This window comes from Phenylobacterium sp. (genome assembly GCF_041691455.1).
Lineage (GTDB): Bacteria > Pseudomonadota > Alphaproteobacteria > Caulobacterales > Caulobacteraceae > Phenylobacterium.
This window is the reverse complement of the sequence record NZ_JBEPUO010000016.1, coordinates 47,677-69,793: the sequence shown is the minus strand read 5'-3', so window position 1 is coordinate 69,793 and position 22,117 is coordinate 47,677. Positions and strand designations below refer to the sequence as shown.

19 protein-coding genes and 1 pseudogene are annotated in these 22,117 nt (G+C 68.5%); 7 read left to right on the top strand and 13 right to left on the bottom strand.

All coding sequences use genetic code 11. From position 1 onward, the window contains the following. Window positions 1-6: 6 nt before the first annotated feature. A pseudogene (locus ACESMY_RS16675) lies at window positions 7-779 on the bottom strand (SDR family NAD(P)-dependent oxidoreductase). A gap of 580 nt (window positions 780-1,359) precedes the next feature. On the opposite strand from ACESMY_RS16675, the gene ACESMY_RS16670 reads away from it, so the two are divergent. The 3 genes from ACESMY_RS16670 to ACESMY_RS16660 all read left to right on the top strand — a co-directional run bounded on the left by ACESMY_RS16670 (window position 1,360) and on the right by ACESMY_RS16660 (window position 2,962). Further along, a complete protein-coding gene (locus ACESMY_RS16670; protein ID WP_372785738.1) occupies window positions 1,360-1,683 on the top strand; it encodes a UrcA family protein in 324 nt (107 codons plus the stop codon). A 113-nt stretch (window positions 1,684-1,796) separates the two neighbouring features. Beyond that, complete coding sequence (locus tag ACESMY_RS16665) at window positions 1,797-2,492, top strand: Crp/Fnr family transcriptional regulator (protein ID WP_372785737.1); 696 nt, start codon at window positions 1,797-1,799, stop codon at window positions 2,490-2,492. Window positions 2,493-2,575: 83 nt separating this feature from the next. Next, window positions 2,576-2,962, top strand: a complete 387-nt coding sequence (locus tag ACESMY_RS16660) for a hypothetical protein (protein ID WP_372785736.1) — start codon at window positions 2,576-2,578, stop codon at window positions 2,960-2,962. A 10-nt stretch (window positions 2,963-2,972) separates the two neighbouring features. On the opposite strand, the gene ACESMY_RS16655 is transcribed toward ACESMY_RS16660, so the two are convergent. The 5 genes from ACESMY_RS16655 to ACESMY_RS16635 all read right to left on the bottom strand — a co-directional run bounded on the left by ACESMY_RS16655 (window position 2,973) and on the right by ACESMY_RS16635 (window position 8,692). Next, window positions 2,973-4,733: an adenylate/guanylate cyclase domain-containing protein gene (locus ACESMY_RS16655; protein WP_372785735.1), complete on the bottom strand. Its 1,761-nt coding sequence runs from the start codon at window positions 4,731-4,733 to the stop codon at window positions 2,973-2,975. A 466-nt stretch (window positions 4,734-5,199) separates the two neighbouring features. Continuing rightward, window positions 5,200-5,454, bottom strand: a complete 255-nt coding sequence (locus ACESMY_RS16650) for a hypothetical protein (RefSeq protein ID WP_372785734.1) — start codon at window positions 5,452-5,454, stop codon at window positions 5,200-5,202. After that, window positions 5,451-5,753 carry a helix-turn-helix domain-containing protein gene (locus ACESMY_RS16645; RefSeq protein ID WP_372785733.1) on the bottom strand — a complete coding sequence of 101 codons (303 nt, stop codon included), beginning with the start codon at window positions 5,751-5,753 and terminating at the stop codon, window positions 5,451-5,453. Before ACESMY_RS16645 ends, ACESMY_RS16650 begins: the two co-directional genes overlap by 4 nt. Before the next feature lie 134 nt (window positions 5,754-5,887). Further along, the gene (locus tag ACESMY_RS16640) at window positions 5,888-6,820 is read right to left on the bottom strand and encodes an MBL fold metallo-hydrolase (protein WP_372785732.1); all 933 of its coding nucleotides are present in this window, start codon (window positions 6,818-6,820) and stop codon (window positions 5,888-5,890) included. Between the two features lie 81 nt (window positions 6,821-6,901). Continuing rightward, window positions 6,902-8,692: a DUF885 family protein gene (locus ACESMY_RS16635; protein ID WP_372785731.1), complete on the bottom strand. Its 1,791-nt coding sequence runs from the start codon at window positions 8,690-8,692 to the stop codon at window positions 6,902-6,904. A gap of 132 nt (window positions 8,693-8,824) precedes the next feature. Here ACESMY_RS16635 and ACESMY_RS16630 point away from each other — a divergent pair, with 132 nt between their 5' ends. Next, window positions 8,825-10,192 (top strand): sulfatase-like hydrolase/transferase, encoded by a 1,368-nt coding sequence (locus ACESMY_RS16630; protein WP_372785730.1) that lies wholly within the window; start codon window positions 8,825-8,827, stop codon window positions 10,190-10,192. Here the strand turns inward: ACESMY_RS16630 and ACESMY_RS16625 are convergent, their stop codons facing one another. Further along, window positions 10,193-11,398 carry an acyl-CoA dehydrogenase family protein gene (locus tag ACESMY_RS16625; protein WP_372785729.1) on the bottom strand — a complete coding sequence of 402 codons (1,206 nt, stop codon included), beginning with the start codon at window positions 11,396-11,398 and terminating at the stop codon, window positions 10,193-10,195. A 258-nt stretch (window positions 11,399-11,656) separates the two neighbouring features. On the opposite strand from ACESMY_RS16625, the gene ACESMY_RS16620 reads away from it, so the two are divergent. The 3 genes from ACESMY_RS16620 to ACESMY_RS16610 are packed head-to-tail and all read left to right on the top strand — an operon-like array spanning window position 11,657 to window position 17,478. Then, a complete protein-coding gene (locus ACESMY_RS16620; RefSeq protein ID WP_372785728.1) occupies window positions 11,657-12,850 on the top strand; it encodes an efflux RND transporter periplasmic adaptor subunit in 1,194 nt (397 codons plus the stop codon). A gap of 6 nt (window positions 12,851-12,856) precedes the next feature. Further along, window positions 12,857-16,033, top strand: coding sequence for an efflux RND transporter permease subunit (locus tag ACESMY_RS16615; protein WP_372785727.1), 3,177 nt, complete (start codon window positions 12,857-12,859; stop codon window positions 16,031-16,033). Beyond that, the gene (locus ACESMY_RS16610; protein ID WP_372785726.1) at window positions 16,030-17,478 is read left to right on the top strand and encodes an efflux transporter outer membrane subunit; all 1,449 of its coding nucleotides are present in this window, start codon (window positions 16,030-16,032) and stop codon (window positions 17,476-17,478) included. The genes ACESMY_RS16615 and ACESMY_RS16610 overlap by 4 nt, the downstream gene beginning before the upstream one ends. A gap of 10 nt (window positions 17,479-17,488) precedes the next feature. Here the strand turns inward: ACESMY_RS16610 and ACESMY_RS16605 are convergent, their stop codons facing one another. From ACESMY_RS16605 to purC, 6 genes are read right to left on the bottom strand one after another with little or no spacing between them, the layout of a single operon-like run. Next, window positions 17,489-19,411, bottom strand: a complete 1,923-nt coding sequence (locus tag ACESMY_RS16605; protein WP_372785725.1) for a CocE/NonD family hydrolase — start codon at window positions 19,409-19,411, stop codon at window positions 17,489-17,491. A 9-nt stretch (window positions 19,412-19,420) separates the two neighbouring features. Further along, the gene (gene purQ, locus ACESMY_RS16600; RefSeq protein ID WP_372785724.1) at window positions 19,421-20,083 is read right to left on the bottom strand and encodes a phosphoribosylformylglycinamidine synthase subunit PurQ; all 663 of its coding nucleotides are present in this window, start codon (window positions 20,081-20,083) and stop codon (window positions 19,421-19,423) included. Next, window positions 20,080-20,547, bottom strand: a complete 468-nt coding sequence (locus ACESMY_RS16595) for a DUF3291 domain-containing protein (protein WP_372785723.1) — start codon at window positions 20,545-20,547, stop codon at window positions 20,080-20,082. The genes purQ and ACESMY_RS16595 overlap by 4 nt, the downstream gene beginning before the upstream one ends. After that, window positions 20,544-20,921, bottom strand: coding sequence for a hypothetical protein (locus ACESMY_RS16590; protein WP_372785722.1), 378 nt, complete (start codon window positions 20,919-20,921; stop codon window positions 20,544-20,546). The genes ACESMY_RS16595 and ACESMY_RS16590 overlap by 4 nt, the downstream gene beginning before the upstream one ends. Then, a complete protein-coding gene (gene purS, locus ACESMY_RS16585; protein ID WP_372785721.1) occupies window positions 20,918-21,157 on the bottom strand; it encodes a phosphoribosylformylglycinamidine synthase subunit PurS in 240 nt (79 codons plus the stop codon). The genes ACESMY_RS16590 and purS overlap by 4 nt, the downstream gene beginning before the upstream one ends. Further along, window positions 21,157-21,912, bottom strand: coding sequence for a phosphoribosylaminoimidazolesuccinocarboxamide synthase (gene purC, locus ACESMY_RS16580; protein ID WP_372785720.1), 756 nt, complete (start codon window positions 21,910-21,912; stop codon window positions 21,157-21,159). Before purC ends, purS begins: the two co-directional genes overlap by 1 nt. Between the last annotated feature and the right edge of the window lie 205 nt (window positions 21,913-22,117).

Below are 22,117 nucleotides of genomic sequence, written 5' to 3'. Positions count from 1 at the left end.
AGCGGCCTATCGCGTCTGGCCGCCGTCCACCGGGACCACCGCGCCGGTGACGAAGCTCGCCAGTGGGCTCAGCAGGAAGGCCGCGACCGCCCCGATCTCCTCGGGCCGGCCGAAGCGGTTCAGGGGCACCTCGCGCTTCACCCAGCGCATCCAGGCCTCGCCCCTGGGTCCGGTGGAATTCTCCTCCCAGGTCCCGCCGGGGAAGATGATGTTGCCGGGCGCGATGGCGTTGACCCGCACGCCGCTGGCGCGGCGATCTTCGCCAGCTCCTTGGTCAGGTGGTTCATGCCGGCCTTGGCCGTGCCGTAGGTGAGGCCGGTGCCAAGCGCGCCGAGGCCGGCGATCGAGGAAATCAGCAGCACCGAGCCCTCGCCGCGCGGGGTCATGCGCCGCAGCGCCGCCCGCGACAGCCGCCAGGCCGAATCCAGGTTCTGGGTGAAACCCTTGTCCCAGGTGTCGTCGTCCACCTCGATGCCGGGCGGGCAGGGGTAGAGGCCGACGTTGGCGACGGCGCCGAAGATCGGGCCGAAGCTGTCCTCGGTGCGGGCTACGGCCGCGTCGATCACCGCGGTCTCGCGCATGTCGCCGGCGATGGCGATGATGCGGTGCTCGCCATGGATGGCGGCCAGGCGCGCACGCTCGGCCTCCAGCGCCTCCGCGCCGCGCGCGGTGATCGCCAGCTTCGCGCCCTCGGCCAGGCAGGCCTCGACGATGCCGAGCCCGATGCCGCGGCTGCCGCCGGCGATGAAGATCACCTTGCCGTCCAGTCCCAGATGCATGCGCCGCGTCCTCCGACCGCCCTCAAGGGGTCCGGCATTTAGCGGGACTTTGGGAGACAGGCGATAGGGCGGGGCGCAGCGGCAAACTCGCAGCGCCTGAAAACCTGGGGATTTGGGGGAGAAGCGTCGACTGACCTGCGCCCAATCAGGGGGGCTGGGGGGGCTGTTCAGGATCCGGACCGGATGCCGATCAGCCGACTGCCCCCATTAACCGTGCGGATGTGGCCGTGGATGGCCGCGATTGGGGCCATTTCTGGGCGTTGCGTCCCAACCACAGCTTACGGCGAACTTTTCGCATCCTGCGTGCAGGCTCTTGCAAGGCGCCGCCGGCCGGGCGATCACGTTATCCAACGGCGGTCGATCACTCGAACGCCGGGGCGTGGGGCCCCGCGGCGCTTCCCAGGATTTCGGTCCTGCGCGGACAGATGGAAGCGGCTAGAGGCAGTCCGAAAGGGCTGCCTTTTTTGCATTCGGCACCGCCGGCCTCGAGCGTGACCCGGGTCACAGCGATGGGCGCAGGCAGGGCCTAGGAAGCACGCCGTCGCAAGCCGCGACGCCGTAAAGCTTCGAGGAGCTTCCAATGACCCGTTCCAGCCTGAGCGCCGTGCTTGTCGCGATCGCGCTTGGCGTTCCCGCCGCCGCGTCCGCCCAGGACGCCGTCATGACCGTCCGTATCGGCGACCTGAACCTCGCCGGCGCCCAGGGCCCCGACATCGCCCGCCACCGCATCAAGACGGCCGCCAGCCGGTTCTGCGGCGCGGGTGAACGGATCGACCTCACTCAGATGGCGCTGCAGCGCGGCTGCGTCGCCCAGATGAGCCGCAAGGCCTCTCACCAGCTCGACCAGGCCATGATGGTCGCCAGGCCCGGGGCGCTGCAACTCGCCAGCCGCGGCGCCAAGTAGACATGCCATCGACGACGTTGTGGGGGCGTCCGTCGACAATCGCGCTTGTGATAGGGTGGCGATGGTGCGTCGAACAACGCTTACGTATTTCGGCGCACCTTCGGAGGTGCGGTATGGTCTCACGGGCTTCGGATCCGCTCGAACAAGTCCTTGCAGCCTTGCAAGGCGCCGAGGTTCTGAAAGCCTTTTCGCAGGACGCTTGCCGGGCGTTGGCGCAGGCCGGCTCGCCGATCGACCTCGCCGCCGGCGGTGTCCTCTGTGAGACCGGCGATCCCGGCGATGCGGTCTTCGTGATCCTCACCGGGGAGATCGAAGTGCGGACGACCTCGCCAGCCGGGCGCGACGTGCGTCTGGTGGCGCTCGGCCGGGGGGCCGTGGTCGGAGAGATGGCCGTCCTCGACGGCGGGCCGCGATCGGCCGACATGGTCGCGACCCGCCGTTCGCGCTTGTGGCGCATCCCGCGCAGCGCCTTGCTCGACCGGCTGGAGGCGGAGCCCAAGGCGGCCGTCGCCCTGCTGGTCGAACTGAGCACGCGCCTGCGCAAGACCAATGCGGCGCTGGAGTCCCGGGCGACGCTCGGGCTCGGCGGGCGCCTGGCCCAGCTCGTCCTGGCCGAACAGAACGCGGTGGGCATGATAACGCTCACCCAGGCGGAACTGGCCCGCCGGCTCGGCGCCTCCCGTGAGAAGGTGAACCGGAAACTTCACGAATGGGCGGCCGAGGGCTTTGTGGTCATCACCCCCTCGGGCCTGCGCCTGCAGGCGCCGGATCGACTACTCGGGGTGGTGGCGAACCAGGCGAACAGCTAAAAGGCCGGCGGGGGCCAACAACTCAAGGTTCAACAGACGCGCCGGCGCGCCGGGGCCAAGACAAAACGAGGGACTGCTTTCCTATGCCGATGCTCCAGACCTTTTCGCTCAGGCTCAACAACCAGTTTCATCCCGATCGCATTGAAGAGTTTGCGGCGCTGCGCGCGAAGCACTTCGCCCACGGCAACCCGCTCGATCTGAGTTTTCTCGAGGACGCCGGCACGCCGCTGCACCGCGCCTGGAAGAGCTATATCGCCAACATGCCGATGAGCTTCAGCGAAGCCCTGCGCAGCGTCATCTACTATGCGCTGTCCACGACGCCGCCGACGCCGATCAATTTCTCCTGGGCGCCGGGCTACGACTACGAGCTCAACATGTGGCAGGCGCCGGACACCAAGCTGACGCGCGGCGGCATCACCGTGCTGCTGAAGAGCCGCTATCCCGACGACAAGCATCCGCTGGCGACGTGATCGGGGACGACTAGCTGATCGCCTTCTGGACGACCGGCCCGACGCCGGCCAGGCGCAAGCCCTCAATGAAATCCTCACGGTCGCTTTCGCGGGCGTAGGGCCCCGGCCGCATCTGGCGGCCGGCGGCGAGCTGTTCCAGCTGCGGGGGAAACGCCCTGCGAGCCTCGTCGAGGCGCCCCGAGCGCGCGAGGCTCGCGGCCAGGATGCCGGCGCCGCGGACGTCGCGCATCGCGGTCGCGCTCTCCGCGTGACGGATGGCGTCCTCGAACTGCCCGGCGTGGTAGTGCGCGAGCGCCAGCAGGCTCAGCATGGGCCCCTGCTGCGGATCGTAGGGGCTATATCGCAGACTGCGCTCTATCGGCGCGATCGCCTCGCCTGGACGCCCTGCGTAGATCAGCACCTGGCCGAGCCGGAAGTGGCCGAAGCCGAAATTGGGGTTGAGCGCCACCGTCTTGCGCGCCTCGGTCAGGGCCTCGCCGTGCCGCCTCAGGAAGAGCGAAGCGCCCGAGGACGCGAAGTAGCCGTAGGCGTCGCGCGGATCCAGCCGGATCGCCGTGTGGGCCGCCTCCCGCGCCGCCATCAGGTCGGTAAGGGCTTCGGTCGACCATCCGTAGACGGCGCCGCCATAGAGGGCGCGGGCGAGGCCTATATGTCCAAGGGCAAGGTCAGGGTCGCGCGCAATGGCTTCGCGGAAGAGCGTCAGGGCGAGCCGGTACTCCGGTTCGGTGACCTTGTTCATGTGCCACATGCCGCGCTGGAAGCAATCCAGGGCGTTGAAATCCTTCAGGTCCTTGCGGGCGATGCGCGCGCCTTCGCTGTGCAGCATCGCCGGCTCGATGGCGCCCACCACCTGCTCGGTGATCTCGTCCTGCAGCGCCAGCAGGTCCTCCAGCTGACGATCGAAGCTGTCGGCCCAGATGTTCGAGGCGCTGGTCGCCTCGATCAGCTGCGCGGTCACCCGCACCCGCCGGCCGAGTTTCCGCACACTGCCCTGCAGGACGTAGCGCACGCCCAGTTCCCGGCCGACCTGGGCCACATCGACGTCGCGGTCCTTGTAGGCGAAGCTGGAATTGCGGCCGATGACGAAGAACCAGCGCCATCGGGAGAGCGCGGTGACGATGTCCTCGGTGATGGCGTCGGCGAAATACTCCTGCTCCGGATCGCCGCTCCTGTTCTGGAACGGCAGGACCGCGACGGAGGGCTTGTCCGGCAGCGCCAGGAGGGCCGGCCGCGGCGGCGCGCCATCGCGGCGCACCTGATAGACCCGCACCGGGCGCGGCATGTTCTTCAGCATCTGCTCGCCGAGGTCGTCGAACTCCACCTCCAGCCGGCCGTGGGTGTCTTCCTGGACACGGGCCGAGACGCAGATCCCGCCGGGATCGGCGAGGCCCTCGAGCCGCGCGGCGACGTTCACGCCCTCGCCGAAGATATCGCCGCTGTCGATCACCACATCGGCGGCGTGCAGGCCCATGCGGAATTCCAGCCGGCGGTGGATGGCGAGCGGCGCGTTGCGTTCGACCACGCCGGCCTGGATCTGGATCGCGCACTGCAGGGCGTTGACTACGCTGGCGAACTCCACCAGCAACCCGTCGCCGGTGGTCTTGATGATTCGTCCGTCATGCTCGGCCACCAGGGGCGTGATCAGGTCGCGCAGATGATCGGCGAACTGGGACAAGGTCCCGGCCTCGTCGGCCGCCACCAGGCCGCTGTAGCCGACGACATCGGCCGCCAGGATCGCCGTCAGCCGGCGCTGAACCTTGGCGCGCGTCAACGCGCCGCCCCGCGGTCCGGCGCGGCGGCCGGCCCAGGCAAGCGAGCGCCCATCCCTCCGGGGGCGGTGCGACCTCGGCGCCCTGGTGACAATGACATACAGCCCTCGTGCGCCCGTTCGGTGAACGTCCTGCGGTCAGGCGTCACCTCCGGCTTATGTGCCCGCCGGGCCTGCGCTCGCAAGCTTCGAGACGCACCGGCCATAGGGCCACGATGACCGTTAAGTCAACGCAACCTATGGATGGCGCTAATCCGCCGCGTCTGCGGAGGACGCGCGTCCGATGCGGAATTCTTTAGCGAAATTGGACCATGGCGCGGGCGGCCTGCCCGTTTGCGGGCGGCTTCGGGAGCGGCCCGCGAGGGTGCGGGGACAAGCGTGGGTTGTCGTGCGCGCGAGGGCTATCGCCAGGCGCGCGGGCCTGGGCCGCCGGTCGCGAATCGATCCTCGCACCGGCGCGCCGGCGGACTCAGAACAGGGTGTCGTCGATCTTCATATGTCTGACGTGGCGGGTCGGCGGCAGAGGCCGCTCGAGCGGCCTCGGCACCAGCAGGCAAAGCCCGGTCGCCAGGCACGCGATGACCAGCAGGGCGATGGTCGTGGCCGCGGGGTAGACGACGCCGATCCGTACGGCGATCAGCATCGCGACGACGGCGCAGACGACGTAGGTCGTGGCGGCGGGCTTCCTTTTCGATGCGCGGCGTCCCGCGCCGGGCGGGCTCACGCCGCGTCCCGGCTGAACCGGCTATCCTCGACCACGCTCAACACCGGCGGGCCCGTGACGGCGTTGCGATCCAGGCCGACGCCAAGGCCTTCAAGGAAGTAGCTCGCCGGCAGGTCCAGCGCGTGCGCCAGCAGGATCAGCTTCGCCACAGAGATACGGTTCACCCCGGACTCGTATTTGTGGATCTGCTGGAACGTGAGGCCGCACCGCTGGGCGACCTCCTTCTGGCTCATGTCCATCAGCCGGCGGCGCGACCGCAGCCGCCGCCCGACTTCACTGTTGATCCTGCTGTCATCCATGCCACGCACTCCCCTACGGACCGTCGCGGAAACCCCACGCTGGCCAGGGAGAGAATGGATCGTCGCCGCGCCGGGGCCTGTGACCGCGGTCACGCTGCGTGGATTCGGCCTTCCGGAGGCCCGCTAGGCCAGGTTCAGCCGCCGACCGAGCGATAGATCAGCCGCACGAAGCTGACGCTCTGCTGGTCGGTGGCGTCGGCGCGGCTCTGCACGCTGGCCGCCAGCGGCTTGGCCGCCACGACCTGGTCCTCGGTCATGCCGGACGCCTTCAGCTTGGCCACGGCGTCGCGGGCGTCCGCCACCAGCGTCCGATATTTGGCGAGGTCGTCGCGGCTCATCAGCGGACCATGGCCCGGGACGATCTTGGTCTTCGCGTCGGATCGCTTCAGGAAGGCGTCCACCGCCGCGACGATGCCGTCGATGTCGCCGCGGTCGCCGACGTCGATGTTCGGATACCGCGCGCCCACCGAGACGATGTCGCCGGTCGCCAGCACGTCGGCGTCCGGGACCCAGACGGCGGTGTCGCCCTGGGTATGGGCGTTCGGCATGTGGACCAGCTCGGCGCGGCGTCCGTGGACGGAAAGCGTCATCCGGTCCGCATAGGTCCGGCTGGGCAGGGCGCCGTTCGGGGCGGGCGGGGTTTTGACCCCGGTGAGGGCGTTGGTGGTTCCCTCCGCCATGCTGCGGCGCAGGTTCGCATGTCCGATCAGCGTCGCGCCATCAAGCGAGAAGGCCTGGTTTCCGCCCGTGTGATCCCCGTGCAGGTGGGTGTCCACGACGTAGCGGATGGGCTTGTCGGAGAGCTTCCCGACCGCGGCCTTGATCTTGTCGTGCAGGGGCGCGAACTCGGTGTCGACCATGATGACCCCGTCGTCGCCGGCGATCACCGTGATGTTGCCGCCCTGTCCCTGCAGCATCCAGGTCCGATGGCCGAGGTCGGTCGCGGTGATCTCGGTGGCCGCGAAGTTGGGCGCCGCAGGGGCCGGGGGCGGGGCTTGTTGCGCCGCCGCGGCGCCCCCCAGCAGGGCTGTCGCCGCCGCCAGCGCACCCAGGGTCAACCGGTTCATCTGCAAGCCTCGTCAGCCAAGGTTGTTTCATCATGCATGGCGGAAACCCCGGGGCAATGCGAGCCCAGGTCGGCCACCCATCTAGGGACGCACCGGAGAGGCCGCCGGCGCCGCCTTCTGCCAGGTCACCGGCATGGGGTCGCGGCCGCCCTCGGCGATGAAGCGGCCGATCCTCGCGCGCAGCACGGGCAGGGGCACGGCGCCCGTCGAGAGCACGGTGTCGTGGAAGGCGCGGATGTCGAACCTCGAACCCAGCGCCTTCTCGGCCTTCGCCCGCTCGTCCACGATGGCCATCATGCCGAGGTAATAGGAGAGCGCCTGGCCGGGCCAGGAGATGTAGCGGTCGACCTCGATCTCGATGTCATGGTCGGCGAGGGCGGTGTTGTCGTGCAGGTAGGCGATCGCCTGGGCCCGCGTCCAACCCTTGTGGTGGACGCCGGTGTCGACGACCAGGCGCGCGGCGCGCCACATCTGGAAGGTCAGCATGCCGAAGCGGTCATAAGGGGTGTCGTACATGCCCATCTCGACACCCAGCCGCTCGCAATAGAGCGCCCAGCCCTCGCCATAGGCCGAGATATAGACCTCGCGGCGGAAGTCCGGCAGGCCGGTCTGCTCCTCGGCCAGCCCGCCCTGGAACGAGTGGCCGGGCGCGGACTCATGCAGGGTCAAAGCCGTCAGGTTGTAGAGCGGGCGCGAGGGAAGGTCGTAGGTGTTGAGCAGGTAGGTCGAGGTCCCGCCGCGGGCCGATGTGTAGAACGGCGCGATGTCCGGCGACACCGGCTCGATGCCGAAGCGGCTGCGCGGCAGCCAGCCGAAGAACTGCGACGCCTTGCCATCCACCCGCTTGGCGATCCAGGCGGCCCGGTTCAGCAGCTCCTGCGGGTCCTTGACGTAGAACTGGGGGTCGGTGCGCAGGAAGGTCAGGAATGACGGGAAGTCGCCCTTGAATCCGGTCTCCTTCATCACCTCCAGCATCTGGGCGTGGATCTTGGCGACCTCGCTGAGACCCAGCTGGTGGATCTGCTCGGGGTCCATGTCGAGGGTGGTGAATTCCTTGATCTGCGCCCGGTAGTAGGCCTTGCCCTCTGGCAGCGCCTCGGCCGCCAGGGTCTCGGTGGTGCGCGGCACGTAGTCCTGGCGCAGGAAGGTCAGGAGGCCGGCGTAGGCCGGCATCACCTTGCCCTCGATCGCCTGCTTGGCCTCAGCCTGGAACTGCGCCTGCTCGGCCGGCGTCACCGACGTCGGAAAGGCCTTGAACGGCTTCCACAGGTTCGTGCCCTCGGCGCCCTTGGCCTGCGAGACGATGGAGACCGAGGCGTCGCGTCCCACCAGCGTCGCCCGCGGCGGCGTGAAGCCGCGCGCCAGGCCGGCGCGCATCTCGTCCTCTTCCTCGCGGAAGTAGCGCGGGACGTCGTTCAGCAAGGCGATGTAGTTGCGGTAGTCCTGGGCGGTGTGGAATTTACGCGAGGCGGTGAAGCCCAGCCCGGACCAGAACGAGGAGTCCGAATTGAACGGCTTCTCGTATTCGCGGAACCTCTGTTGCGAGATCAGGGTGTCGATCTGGTCGGCGTAGACCTCGTAGTTGACCTGGTTGTCGGCCGACAGGCCGGTCTCCGGGATGCTCGCCAACTCGTGACGCACGTTCTGCCAGTAGGCGAGGCGCCGCTGCTGGCTGGCCGGATCGACCTTTGGCAGGCGGTTGGGGATCGGCGCGTCGGCCTTGTCGCGCTCCGGGAACTCATTCATCCGCCAGGCCCATTCGGATTTGTAGAGCGCCTGGAAGCGGGCGTCGGCCGGGCTGGGCGCCGCCGCCGCCGCGCCGGCCAGGAAGAAGCCCGCAAGGGTCAGGCCGGCGAGGTGGCGTAGGCGCATCGATCACTCCACGAATCACGAGAAAGCCGCCGACATCCCCTGAGCGGCGATGGCGCAGGTTGGCGCTTTAGCGGTGGTTGGCCAAGCTGAACCAGAGCATGCTCGGCGGCGCAACGGGACGATGAGGGGCCGATGAAGCGCAGGACCATGCTGCAGGGCGCCGGCGCGGCGCTGGCGACCTTGGCCGGTCCGGTCCGGGCGGCGGCGGCGAAGCGGCCGCCCAACTTCGTGATCGTGCTCTGCGATGACCTCGGCTACGGCGACGTCAGCATTTACGCCCAGGGCGGCATCAAGACGCCGGCCATCGCGCGGATGGCCCGCGAGGGCGTGGTGGCGACCGACTACTACGCGCCCGCCAATCTCTGCAGTCCCTCGCGAGCCGGGCTGCTCACCGGCCGCTATCCGGTGCGCACCGGCCTCGGCTACGAGGTGATCATGCAGCAGGACGACCGCGGCCTGCCGCTCTCCGAAGTGACCATCGCCAAGGCGCTGAAGCCCGCCTACGCGACGGGCCTCTTCGGCAAATGGCATCTGGGTCACCTGGGCCCTGCCTGGCCGCCCACCCGGCACGGCTTCGACACCTTCTTCGGCATCCCCTACAGCCATGACATGAAGCCGCTGGCGCTCTACGAGGCGCACGCCGGCTCGGACGCGACGGTCAAGAGCGAGCCCGACCTGCCGCAGCTCCAGCAGCAGTTCTACGCCCACGCCGAGCAGTTCATCGAGGCCAACAAGGATCGGCCGTTCTTCGTGGAGCTGGCGCTCTCGGCGCCTCACCTGCCGGAACACCCGCACGCCCCTTTCGACTCCTCGACCTTCGCGGGGCCGTACGGAGCGGTGGTGCAGGAGATCGATTCCATCGTCGGCCGGCTGCTCGACAAGCTGAAGGCGTTGAAGATCGAACGCGACACGGTGGTGGTCTTCACCTCCGACAACGGCCCCTGGTTCGAGGGCTCGCCCGGCTGGCTGAGGGAACGCAAGGGCGGCGGCGGGTTCGACGGCGGCTACCGCGTGCCGTTCGTGGCCTGGGCGCCGGGACGCCTGCGGGCCGGCCGGCGGGTCTCCTCGATGATCTCGGGCATCGACCTCCTGCCGACCTTCCTGGCCATGGCCGGCCTGCCGCCGCTCGAGGGCGTGACGCTGGACGGGCGGGACATCGGCAAGGTGCTGAGCGAGGGCGCGGCCTCGCCGCACGAGGAACTGGTGCTCTTCGACAATGAGACCCCGATCGCCATCCGCACCCAGGGCTGGAAGTACATCGACGGCATCTACTACCGGGCCAACCGCTTCCCGATGTCACTCCTGGGCTACGAGGAGCTGTTCGACCTGAAAGCCGACCCGTCGGAGAACTATAGCGTCGCCGAGACCCATCCGGAGATGGCCGCGGCCATGAAGGCCCGGCTGGAGACCGCCAAGGCGACCTTCGCGCCCTACAAGCACAAGGACATCCCGCCCTATTTCAAGACCCTTCAGGCCCGGATGCGGGGCCTCCAGGACTAGCTAGCTCGACTGGGTGTTGTCCGGCAGGCCCAGGATGCGCTTGGAGATGATGTTGTTCTGGATCTCGGACGAGCCGCCATAGATCGACATCGCCTTTCCGGCGAGCCAGCCGCGGACGGTCTCGATCTCCTCGCGGGTGAAGTCCCCGCCCTCCCAGCCGAGGCCCTGCGCGCCCATGATTTCGAGCGTGAGCTCGGCGCGGGTCTGGGCGACGTGGGTGGCGGAGTTCTTCAGGACCGAGGCGCCGTTGGTGGCGCCATTGGCCTCCTTGGACTCGGCCATGACCCGGGCCAGCGTCAGGCCATGGACCTTGGCGTCCATCTCGTGACGGACGAGGCGGGTGCGCAGGTCCTGGTCCTCGATCCGGCCGTCGGCGTCTACCGCGACGTAGCGCTTGGCGACCTCGTGCAGCGGCACGGTGCGTCCGCCGCCGACGGCGCCGGTCTGGCTGGCCCGCTCGTGTTGCAGCAGGCGCTTGCCGACCGTCCAACCCACATTCAACTGACCGAGAAGCGCGTCCTTGGGCGCCGTGGCGTCGGTGAAGAAGGTCTCGCAGAACGGCGAGGCGCCGGCGATCAGCGCGATCGGCCGCGTCTCGATGCCCGGCTGATGCATGTCGACCAGCATGAAGGAGATGCCGTCATGCTTCCTGGCCGAGGGGTCGGTGCGGGTCAGCAGGCCGCACCAGTCGGAGTATTGGGCGCCGCTTGTCCAGGTCTTTTGGCCGTTGATGACCCAGTGGTCACCAGCGTCGACAGCCTTGGTCTGCAGGGAGGCGAGGTCGGAGCCCGCATTGGGCTCGGAGTAGCCGACGCACCACTGCACCTCGCCGCGGACGATGGGCGGGATGTGCTTGGCCTTCTGGGCCTCGGTCCCGTAGTCGAGGATGGTCGGGCCGATCATGGTCACGCCCATGCCGAACAGCAGCGGGTTGAAGGCCCCGGCCTTGGACATTTCTTGCTGCAACACTCGGGCCTGCTGCGGAGCGAGGCCGCCGCCGCCGTATTGGGTCGGCCAGGTGGGCGTCGCCCAGCCCTTTTCGCCGATGGCCTCGCGCCAGGCCGCGAGGTCAGCGCTCTGGCCTTGCCGTTCCGACATGGCCACGGCGCCCTTGCCGGCCAGGGATTTGGGGAAGTTCGCCTCGATCCAGGCGCGCGCCTCGACGCGGAAGTCCTCAAGCTCGAGGTCGCCTCCAAAATCCGCCATGACACGCTCCCTTGCTCTTCGTCGCCGCCACCCTAGCGCCCGGCGCGGCGGCGACAAGCGTTCCCCAAGGTGAGGGAACCTCTGCCGGCGCCGAATATTTCTACGGAGCCGCACGGCGCGGCGGTTGGGTAACAATCAGACATTCTACAGCCGCGTTTTGGGCGCATGTAACTCGACATGCCGCCCGGGCTGGACGATAGGGCTGGCGTCTCCATCCATGACCCGCAGTGGGTTGTCCTCTCAACTTAGGTCCCGCGGTTGCGCGTCTTGCTGAAGCTCTCCCACTTGCCTGTCCTGGCGCTCCTTGTGGCCCTCGCGGGCTGCGGCGCGAAAGAGGCCAAGAAGCCGCCCCGGACCCCAGAGGCGGGCTATGTCACGGTGACCGCCCAGGACGTCGCGCTGCCGATCGAGCTGGCCGGCCGCACCACAGCCTACGAGACCTCGGAGGTCCGCCCGCAGGTTTCCGGCGTGATCAAGGCGCGCCACTTCGTGGAAGGCAGCCTCGTCAAAAAGGACCAGACGCTCTACGAGATCGATCCCAGCCTCTATCGCGCCGCGGTGGCCCAAGCCGAGGCGAACATGGCGAACGCGCAGGCGACGCTGGAGGCCGCCCAGGCCAAGGCCGCCCGCTACAAGCCGCTCGCCGACATCGAGGCGGTCAGCAAGCAGGACTACACCGACGCCCGCGCCGCGGCGAACCAGGCCGCCGCCCAGGTCGCCCAGACCAAGGCCGCGCTCGACACCGCCCGGATCAACCTGCGCTTCACCCGCGTGCCGGCTCCGATCGGCGGGCGGATCGGCCGCTCGCTGGTCACCACCGGGGCGCTGGTGACCACCGGCCAGACCGATCCCCTGACCTCGATCCAGCGGCTCGACCCGATCTTCGTCGACATCCAGCAGTCGAGCGCCGACCTGGTGACGCTTCGCCGCGAGCTCTCCACGGGCGGGGTGACGCCGTCATCGGCGGCCGTGACGCTGACGCTCGAAGACGGCAGCCCCTATGCCTCGCCGGGACGGGTCGAGTTCTCCGAGGCGGTGGTCGATCCGAACACCGGCACGGTGACGGTGCGCGCGGCCTTCCCTAATCCGACGGGTCTGCTGTTGCCGGGGATGTATGTCCGGGCGCACCTGTCCCAGGCGACGGCGCGCAACGCGATCCTGGTCCCGCAGCAGGGCGTCTCGCGCGACCCGCGTGGCGAGGCGACGGTCTATCTCGTGGGGCCGGGAAACAAGGCCGTGCTGAGGACCATCCAGGCGAACCGCACCGTCGGCGACAAATGGCTCGTCACCGGTGGGCTCGCCGTGGGCGACAAGGTGCTCACCGAAGGGCTGAACAACGTGAAGCCGAACCAGCTCGTCCATCCGGTCCCTGCGGGCTCGGCGCCGCGCCGCCCGGGCAAGGCGGGCGCCGCGGGCGCACAGAACAGCGGCAGCCCGCGGCCGGGGTACTAGACCGGCATGATTTCCCGGATTTTCATCGACCGGCCGATCTTCGCCTGGGTGATCGCGATCGTGATCATGCTGGCCGGACTGGGCTCGATCAATTTGCTCTCGGTCGAGCAATACCCGGACATCGCCCCGCCGCAGGTGAACATCCGCGCGAACTATCCCGGCGCCTCGGCGGAGGTGCTGGAGGCCAGCGTCACCCAGATCATCGAGCAGCAGCTCACCGGCATCGACGGGCTGATCTACTTCTCGTCCACATCGGACTCGTCCGGCAATGTGAACGTCACGGTCACCTTCGAGAAGGGCACCAACCCGGACATCGCCCAGGTCCAGGTGCAGAACAAGGTCCAGCAGGCGTTGCCGCGGATGCCCCAGGAGGTGCAGCAGCAGGGCCTGGTCGTCGCCAAGTCCAATCCCGATTTCCTGCTGATCGCCTCGATCTATGACAAGAACGACCGACAGACGAGCGCCGACGTCTCCGACTATGTGGTTTCGAAGATGCAGGAGCCGATCGGGCGGATCGCCGGCGTCGGCGACTTCCGCGTGTTCGGCGCCCAGTACGCGATGCGCATTTGGCTCGACCCTTACAAGCTGGCGGGCGTCAAACTGGTGCCGGGCGATGTGATCAGCGCCATCCAGGCGCAGAACACACAGGTCGCCGCCGGACAGATCGGCGGGCTTCCGTCGGCCGACGCCCAGATGCTGAACGCCACGGTGACCGCGCACTCCCGCCTGACGACGGCCGACCAGTTCCGGAAGATCATCCTCAAGACCCAGACCGACGGATCCAAGGTGCTGTTGGGCGACGTGGCGCGCGTGGAACTGGGCAGCGAGAACTACAACACCAACAGCCGCCTCAACGGCCACCCCGCGTCCGGCATCGCGGTCAATCTGGCCCCCGGGGCCGACGCGCTGAAGACCGCCGAGCTGGTCCGCGCCGAGATCGTCAACCAGGCGAAATCGTTCCCGCCCGGCTACGAATACGCCTTCCCCAACGACTCCACCGCCTTCATCAAGCTGTCCGTCCGCGAGGTGGTGCAGACCCTCGTCGAGGCCATCATCCTGGTGGTCATCGTGATGTTCGTCTTCCTGCAGAGCTGGCGGGCGACCCTGATCCCGGCGATCGCCGTGCCCGTGGTCCTGCTGGGGACCTTCGGCATCCTCGCGATCTTCCATTTCAGCATCAACGTCCTGACCCTCTTCGGTCTGGTGCTGTCGATCGGCCTCCTGGTCGACGACGCGATCGTGGTGGTCGAGAACGTCGAGCGCGTGATGCACGAGGAGCCGGGAATCTCGCCGCGCGAGGCGACGATCAAGTCGATGGACCAAGTGCAGACCGCGCTGATCGCCATCGCCTTGGTGCTGTCGGCGGTGTTCCTGCCGATGGCCTTCTTCGGCGGCTCGGTGGGCGTGATCTACCGCCAGTTCTCGATCACCATCGTCTCGTCGATGGTGCTGTCGGTGATCGTGGCCCTGGTCCTTTCGCCGGCGCTGGCCGCGACGCTTCTGAAACGGCCGGGCGAGGAGCATCACGACAGCAACGTCGTCGACCGGGTGCTCACCCGCTTCGGCGGACGTTTCAACGCCTGGTTCAACCGCAGCGCCGATCGCTATCAGCGTGGCGTGGCGTGGGTGATCGCCAGGATGCGGCTGGCCATGGTGGTCTACGCCGCCTTCGTGGTGATCCTGGTCGTGGTGTTCCTGCGGCTGCCCACCAGCTTCCTGCCGGCGGAAGACCAGGGCATCGCCCAGCTGCAGTTCACCCTGCCGCCCGGCGCCACCATGCCCCGCACCCTGGCGGCGGTGAAGCAGATCGAGGCCTATTTCCTCACCAAGGAGAAGGCCAATGTCACCGCGGTCTACGATGTGCTCGGCCAGAGCCAGCAGGGCGCCGGCCAGAACGCTGGGCGAGGCTTCATCTCCTTCACGCCCTGGGACAAGCGCAACGGCAAGGACAACACCTCGCAGGCCATCACCCGCCGCGCCACCCAGGCTCTGGGCGGGCAGCTGCGCGACGCCCAGTTCTTCGCACTGAACCCCCCGCCGGTGCGCGGCCTGGGCCAATCGAGCGGCTTCACGCTGGAGCTCCTGAACTCCGGCGGCCTCAGCCGTCAGCAGTTCAAGACCGAGATGAACCAGCTCCTGACCGAGGCGCGGAACGACCCGCTGCTGACCGGCGTCCGGCAGAACTCGCTCGACGACAACCCGACCCTCAACGTCGCCATCGACGAGGAAAAGGTCGGTGCGCTCGGGATCCCGCAGGCCCAGGTCGACCAGACCCTCACCGTCGCCTGGGGCGGCAACTACGTGGACGACTTCGTCGACCGCAATCGGGTGAAGCGGGTCTTCGTGCAGGCCGACGCGCAGTACCGTAGCCGGCCCGAAGACCTGGGCGCCTGGTTCGTGCGCTCCTCGAGCGGCGAGATGGCGCCGTTCTCGGCCTTTTCGAAGATCAGCTGGGCGCAGGCGCCGAGCACGCTCGGCCGCTTCAACGGGGTGTCCAACTACGAGATCCAGGGCGACGCGGCGGCGGGCAAGAGCTCGGGCGAGGCGATGGACCGCATGCTGGCGATCGCGGCCAAGCTGCCCGGAGTCTCCGTCGCTTGGAGCGGGCTCTCCTACCAGGAGCGGCTCTCGGGCGGCCAGGCGCCGTTGCTGTACGCCGTCTCGCTGCTGGTGGTCTTCCTGTGCCTGGCGGCGCTCTACGAGAGCTGGTCGGTGCCGTTCTCGGTGCTGCTGGTCATCCCGCTGGGCCTCTTGGGAGCGGCGCTCGCGGTCGCGGCGCGAGGCCTTTCCAACGACGTCTATTTCCAGGTGGGGCTGCTGACCACCATGGGGCTGTCGGCCAAGAACGCGATCTTGATCGTCGAGTTTGCCGAGGGCGCGGAGAAGCGGGGTCTGCGGCCCTATGAGGCGGCGCTGGAGGCCGCGCGGCTGCGGCTGCGGCCGATCCTGATGACCAGCCTGGCCTTCATCTTCGGGGTGCTTCCGTTGGCGATCTCGACCGGCGCGGGCGCCCAGAGTCGGATCGCCATCGGCACGGCGGTGATCGGCGGCATGCTGACCGCCACGGCCATCGCGATCTTCTTCGTGCCGATGTTCTTCGTGATGGTGCGGATGATCTTCAAGAGCCGGCACGCGCCGCCGGCGGAGGGCGAACCGGACGCTGCGCAGGGGACGCCGGCGTGAGGCGCGCGCTCGCCCTTGCGCTCAGCGCCACGGCGCTGGCCGGCTGCACGCTGGAGCCGGCCTACGTCCGCCCGACGCCGGCCGCGCCGCAGACCTGGCCGGTGGGCGCGGCCTATCCGGCGGCCCGCGCCGCGACGCTGCCCTCGGTCAGCTACCGCGACATCTTCAAGGACCCGCATCTGCAGGCGATCATCGACCGCGCGCTGGCCGGCAACCAGGACCTGCGGATCGCCATGGCCAATGTGACCATCGCCAGGGCGCAGTACCGGGTACAGCGCGCTCAGCTCCTGCCGCACATCGACGCCACGGCCGGCGCCACCGAGACCCATGGAAAGGTCCAGGTGATCCAGCCGAACGGGACCATCGCAAGTCCCCGGGAAACCACGCGGAGCTATCAGGCCGACGTCGGCTTCAGCGCCTTCGAGATCGACCTTTTCGGGCGCCTGCGCTCGCTGAGCCATGCCGCCCAGCAGCAATATCTGGCGAGCGAGGCCGGCGTCCATGCCGCGCGGCTGACGCTGGTGGCCGAGGTGGCCGACGCCTACCTGACCTTCGCCGCTGACAGCAGCCTTCTGGCCATCGCGGCGGAGACCGTGACCAGCGCGCAGAAGAGCGTCGACCTGACCCAGGCGCGGCTCTCGGGCGGCGTCGCGCCGCGCACCGACCTGCGCCAGGCGCAGACCGTGCTCGACCAGGCGAAGTCGGATCGCGCCAACCTGACCACACTCGTCGCCCAGGATCGCAATGCGCTGGAGTTGCTGGTCGGCGCACAGGTGGCCGACGCCGACCTGCCGGCCTCGATCGAGAGCGTCGATGGGCTGCTGGGCGAGGTCCCCGCCGGACTGGACAGCCACATCCTGCTGCGCCGGCCCGACGTGGCCGAGGCCGAGCACCGGCTGCGTGCGGCCAACGCCCAGATCGGCGCGGCGCGGGCTAATTTCTTCCCGACCATCAGCCTGACGGCCCTGGCGGGCGCGGCGAGCCCTGAGCTGGGCGCGCTATTCAACGGCAGGAACTTCAGCTGGACGGGTTCAGGCTCGGCCGCCCAGTCGATCTTCGCTGGCGGGGCCAATGTCGCCAACCTGTCGCTGGCCAAGGGCCAGCGGGACCTGGCGCTCGCCCAGTACCAGCAGGCGATCCAGACAGCGTTCCGGGAGGTCGCCGACGGCCTGGCCCGGCGCGGCACCATCGACGACCAGATGGCCGCCCAGACCTCGCTGGAAGCCGAGGCGCGCGACGAATATGTGCTGGCCGACGCGCGCTACAAGGAGGGGATCGACCCGTTCCTGAACAGCCTCGAGGCCCAGCGCACGCTCTACAGCGCGCGCCGGATGCTGGCCTCCACGCGCCTGCTGAAGGCCGACAACCTGGTGACCCTCTACCGCACCCTGGGCGGCGATCAGCTGGTCGACGCCATGGCGCCGCCGAAGACCGCCAGGCCCTGACCGCGTACGGTCAGCGCGCCTCCACCACCGGCAATTCGATGTTCGTGGCCTCCGCGCCGGCGTGGAAGATCCGCTGGGTGGCCTTCTGGTAGTCGGCGGGCTTCGCGAAGAACACGTTGGGGACGAAGGTCTGCGGGTTGCGGTCGTAGAGCGGGAACCAGCTCGACTGGATCTGCACCATGATCCGGTGGCCCGGCAGGAAGACGTGGTTCGCGGTCGGCATCACGAAACGGTACTTCTCGACCTTGCCCGCGGGGATCGCCTTGGGCGTCACAAAGCTCTCGCGGTAGCGGCCGCGGAAGATGTCCATGGCGATGGGCAGCTCGTAGCCGCCCAGCTCCACCTGGCTCGGCACGACGTCCGGATAGACGTCGATGATCTTCACCACCCAGTCGGAGTCCGTGCCGCTGGTCGAGGCGAAAAGGTTGACGATCGGCGCGCCGGAGATCTGCACCGCTGCGGTCAGCGGCGGCGAGGCGTAGGTCAAGACGTCGGGCCGGCCGTCCACATGGCGCTGGTCGGTGGTCAGCCAGTAACGCCACTGATCGCCGTCGTCGTGCCGCACCGGGCGACGCACGTACGGCACGGGCTTGGCGGGATCGGAGACGTATTCGTCGAAGGCGGGCGCTGACCCGGCGGGAGCCGTGAAGCCGAGACCCAGGCCGGGCTCGAGGTAGAGCGGTTTCATCTGCGCCGCGCACCCGCTCTCGCAGGCCCGCGGCCACGTCTGCAGCCGGTTCCACTCCATCGTTCCGGTCTGGAAGATGAACACCGGCGGGGTATCGGCCTTCGGCGCGCCGGTCTTCAGGTGCGAGTCCAGGAACGGTTTCAGCACCTTCAGGCGAAATTCGGTGGCGGTGTCGCCGGGCAGCTTGAGCGCGTTCAGCTGGCGCTGCTCATAGTTGACGCCGGAATGCCGCCAGGGCCCCAGCACCAGGAAGTTCATGTCGTTGTTCGCGTCCTTTGGCTCGGTGGCCATGTAGGCGTGGATCGTCCCCCACATGTCTTCCTGGTCCCACAGCGCGCCGACCCACATGGTCGGGACCTTCAGCGGCTGGCGGGCGAGCTCCTTGTCGAGCGCCTGCTGGCTCCAGAAGTCGTCGTAGGATGGGTGCTCGGTGACCTTGAGGTAGTAGGGGATCTGGTCGAGCCCGGCGGCCTTGCCGTAGTCGCCCGCCGAGCCCGCGCGCAGGAAGTTGGTGTAGTCGTCGAAGGTGTCGCGCGGGATCGGCATGCCCTCGCCGCGGGCGCTCATCTGGCCGGTGAAATAGTCGAAATTGGTCTGGCGGAAGGCGCCGTAGTGGAACCAGTCGTCGCCCATCCAGCCGTCGACCATGGCGCTCTGCGGCACGGCGGCCTTCAGCGCCGGATGCGGGTTGATCAGGCCCATCAAGGTGGTGAAGCCGTCGTAGGACGAGCCGATCATGCCGACCCGGCCGTTGGTCTCGGCCACGTTCTTCACCAGCCAGTCGATGGTGTCCCAGGTGTCCGTTGAGTGGTCGATCCTGGTGTGGTTCAGGGGGCCGATCAGCGGGCGGGTGACGACGTATTCGCCCTCCGAGCCATATTTGCCGCGGATGTCCTGGTAGACCCGGATGTAGCCGTCGGTCACGAAGGGCTCGTCCATCTGGGCGAGTTCGGCGTCGATGTGCGGCGAGGAAAACCGCTCAGCCCGTTTCTTGGCGTTGTAGGGCGTCCGCGTCAGCAGGATCGGGGCGTCGCGCAGGCCCTTCTTCATGACGATGACCGTGTAGAGCTTCACCCCGTCGCGCATCGGGATCATCACCGTGCGCTTGACCCAGTCGTTCCTGGCGGTCGGGACGTCGAACCGGTCGGGAATGTCCGGCGTCATCGCCGGCGTCTGGGCCGCGGCGGGCAGGGCGGCGAGCGCCAGGGCGGCGAAGGCGCTGAGGGCGAAGGCTCTGAAGGTCATGGAGATGTCCTAGGCGCTGGCGAGCGCGCTCTGGAAGAGGATGGCGCCGTCGGCCGAGCCCAGCTCGGCCTCGAAAGCGCGGTCGGGGTGGGGCATGAGCCCCAGCACGTTGCCGCGGCCGTTGACGACGCCGGCGATGCCTCGCGCCGAGCCGTTCGGGTTATCGAGGTAGCGGAACACCACCTGGCCCTCGCCCTCCAGCCGGTCGAGCGTGGGTTCGTCGGCGAAGAAATTGCCCTCGCCGTTGCCGACCGTCATGGCCACCTGCCGGCGGCCGGCGTAGCCCGCGGTGAACCGGGTCTGGGCGTTGGTGACCTCCAGGTCGACGGCCTTGCAGACGTACTTCAGGCGCTCGTTGCGCAAGAGGGCCCCCGGCAGCATCCGGGCCTCGCAGAGCACCTGGAAGCCGTTGCAGATGCCGACGGTCGCCACGCCGCGCTCGGCGGCCGCCTTGACCTCGGTCATCACCGGCGAGAGCGAGGCCATCGCCCCGCAGCGCAGGTAGTCGCCGTAGGAGAAGCCGCCCGGCAGGACGATCAGGTCGAGGCCGTCGGGCAGGGCGGTGTCGCCGTGCCAAACCATGTCGACGGAAGCCCCCGTGGAGCGTTCGATCGCCACCTTGCAGTCGCGGTCGCAGTTGGAGCCGGGGAAGACGATGACGGCGGCTTTCATTCGGGGGCTCCCGTTAGGGTTGGCGCGGGGAAGCGCGTGCGGAAATCGAAGGCGTGAGCCGACGGCCCCCGCGCCCTGATGTGGTCGAGCCGCGCGAAGGACTCGGCGCGGTCGGGCAGGCTCTCGGCCGGGATCCACCACATGGCTTGGTAGGGCTGGGTCGCCGGCTCGAACCAGCGCTCGCGATGTTTCACGAAGTGGCCGTGGGCGCTGCGGTAGGCAAAGGCGGCCAGCGCCTCGGCGCTCTCCCAGACCGAGAGATTGGCGAGGATCATCGGGTCGATGTCCTCGGCGGGGATTTCGGAATCGAAGCCGGCGCCGACGGCGCGCCAGACGAAGCCGTGCGAGGCCTCGGCGAGCGCGTTGATCCGGTCCAGCGCCTCGCGGAACTCCGTGCTCTCGGCTGCCTCGATCGGAGCGGCCAGGCGGGCGACGTTGAACTGGGCGAGGTGGAAGCCGCTCATCTGCGGGTCCATGTCTTGAGGGAGTCGAGGTAGGCCAGGAGCTGCTTGTAGCCCTTCTGGTCGCCATAGGGGCAGCCTGTGGTCACCACCTGGCCGCCGCTTGCCCGCTGCATCATGATCGCCGGATGGCCCGGCGCGCCCTTCTCGGTGATCAGGTAGGAGGCGTGGCCGTCCTCGCTGGAATAGAACAGGTAGGGTTCGGCGGACTCGTGCGGCGCCGGAACCAGATGCGGCTGGGCCTTGATCCGGGCGGCCTGGGCCTCGAAGGGCTGGGCGCAGTCGAGGGCCATGGCGGCGGGGGCCGCGGCTTCGGGTTTCGGCGCACAGGCGCCCGCGAGCGGGAGGATGAGGAGGAGGGGGACGAGCCCCCTCACGCCACCTCCACGCGGTAGCTTTCGATCACGGTGTTGGCGAGCAGCTTGTCGCACATGGCCTTGACCTCGGCCTCGGCCGCCGCCGCGTCCTTGGCGGCGAGGTCGAACTCGATGGTGCGGCCGACCCGGACGTGTTCGACGTCGCCCCAGCCCAGGCCATGCAGCGCTTGCTCGACGGCCTTGCCCTGCACGTCGAGGACGCCGGGCTTCAGCGAGACGTGGACGATGGCCCGCACTAGTGGAGGCCGCCTTGGATCACCGTCGGCATCTCCTTCATGATGCCGAGCCGGCGGGCGACTTCGGTGTAGCTCTCGATGACGTTGCCGAGGTCGCGGCGGAAGCGGTCCTTGTCGAGCTTCTCATTGGTCGTGGAGTCCCAGAGCCGGCAGCTGTCCGGGCTGATCTCGTCGGCCAGGATGATGCGGGCGAAATCGTTCTCCCACACGCGCCCGTACTCGACCTTGAAGTCGACGAGGGTGATGCCGACCGCGCCGAACATGCCGGAGAGGAAGTCGTTCACCCGAAGCGTCAGCGCCATGATGTCGTCGATCTCCTGGGTCGAGGCCCAGTTGAAGGCGGTGATGTGCTCCTCGGAGACCAGCGGGTCGTGCAGCTTGTCGTCCTTCAGGCAGAACTCGATGATCGAGCGCGGCAGGGCCTGGCCCTCGGGCAGGCCCAGGCGAACCGACAGCGAGCCGGCCGCGACGTTGCGGCAGATGACCTCCAGCGGGATGATCTCGACCTCGCGGATCAGCTGCTCGCGCAGGTTCAGCCGGCGGATGAAGTGGTTCTGGACGCCGATGGCGCCCAGCTTGGTCATGATGTGCTCGCTGATCCGGTTGTTGATGACCCCCTTGCCCTCCAGGACCGCCTTTTTGGTGGCGTCGAAGGCGGTGGTGTCGTCCTTGAAGTACTGGATGAGGGTGCCTGGCTCGGGTCCCTCGTAGAGGATCTTCGCCTTGCCCTCGTAGATCTTCTTACGGCGGGTCATCGTCGCGCCTTCTCCGTCGGCGAGGGCTTTACCAGTCGGGACAACGAAAAGCGCGCGCGGCTCACCCTCGCGCGCGGATCCGACTCGGCGTCTCGCTTCATATGAGGCCTCACAAAATTAGCGGATGCCGGCCATGGGCGCAAACCGCGCCGCGGCTTAGCGTTTCGATTGCGACAGGGGGCCGGTCGGGATATGGGAACGCCCG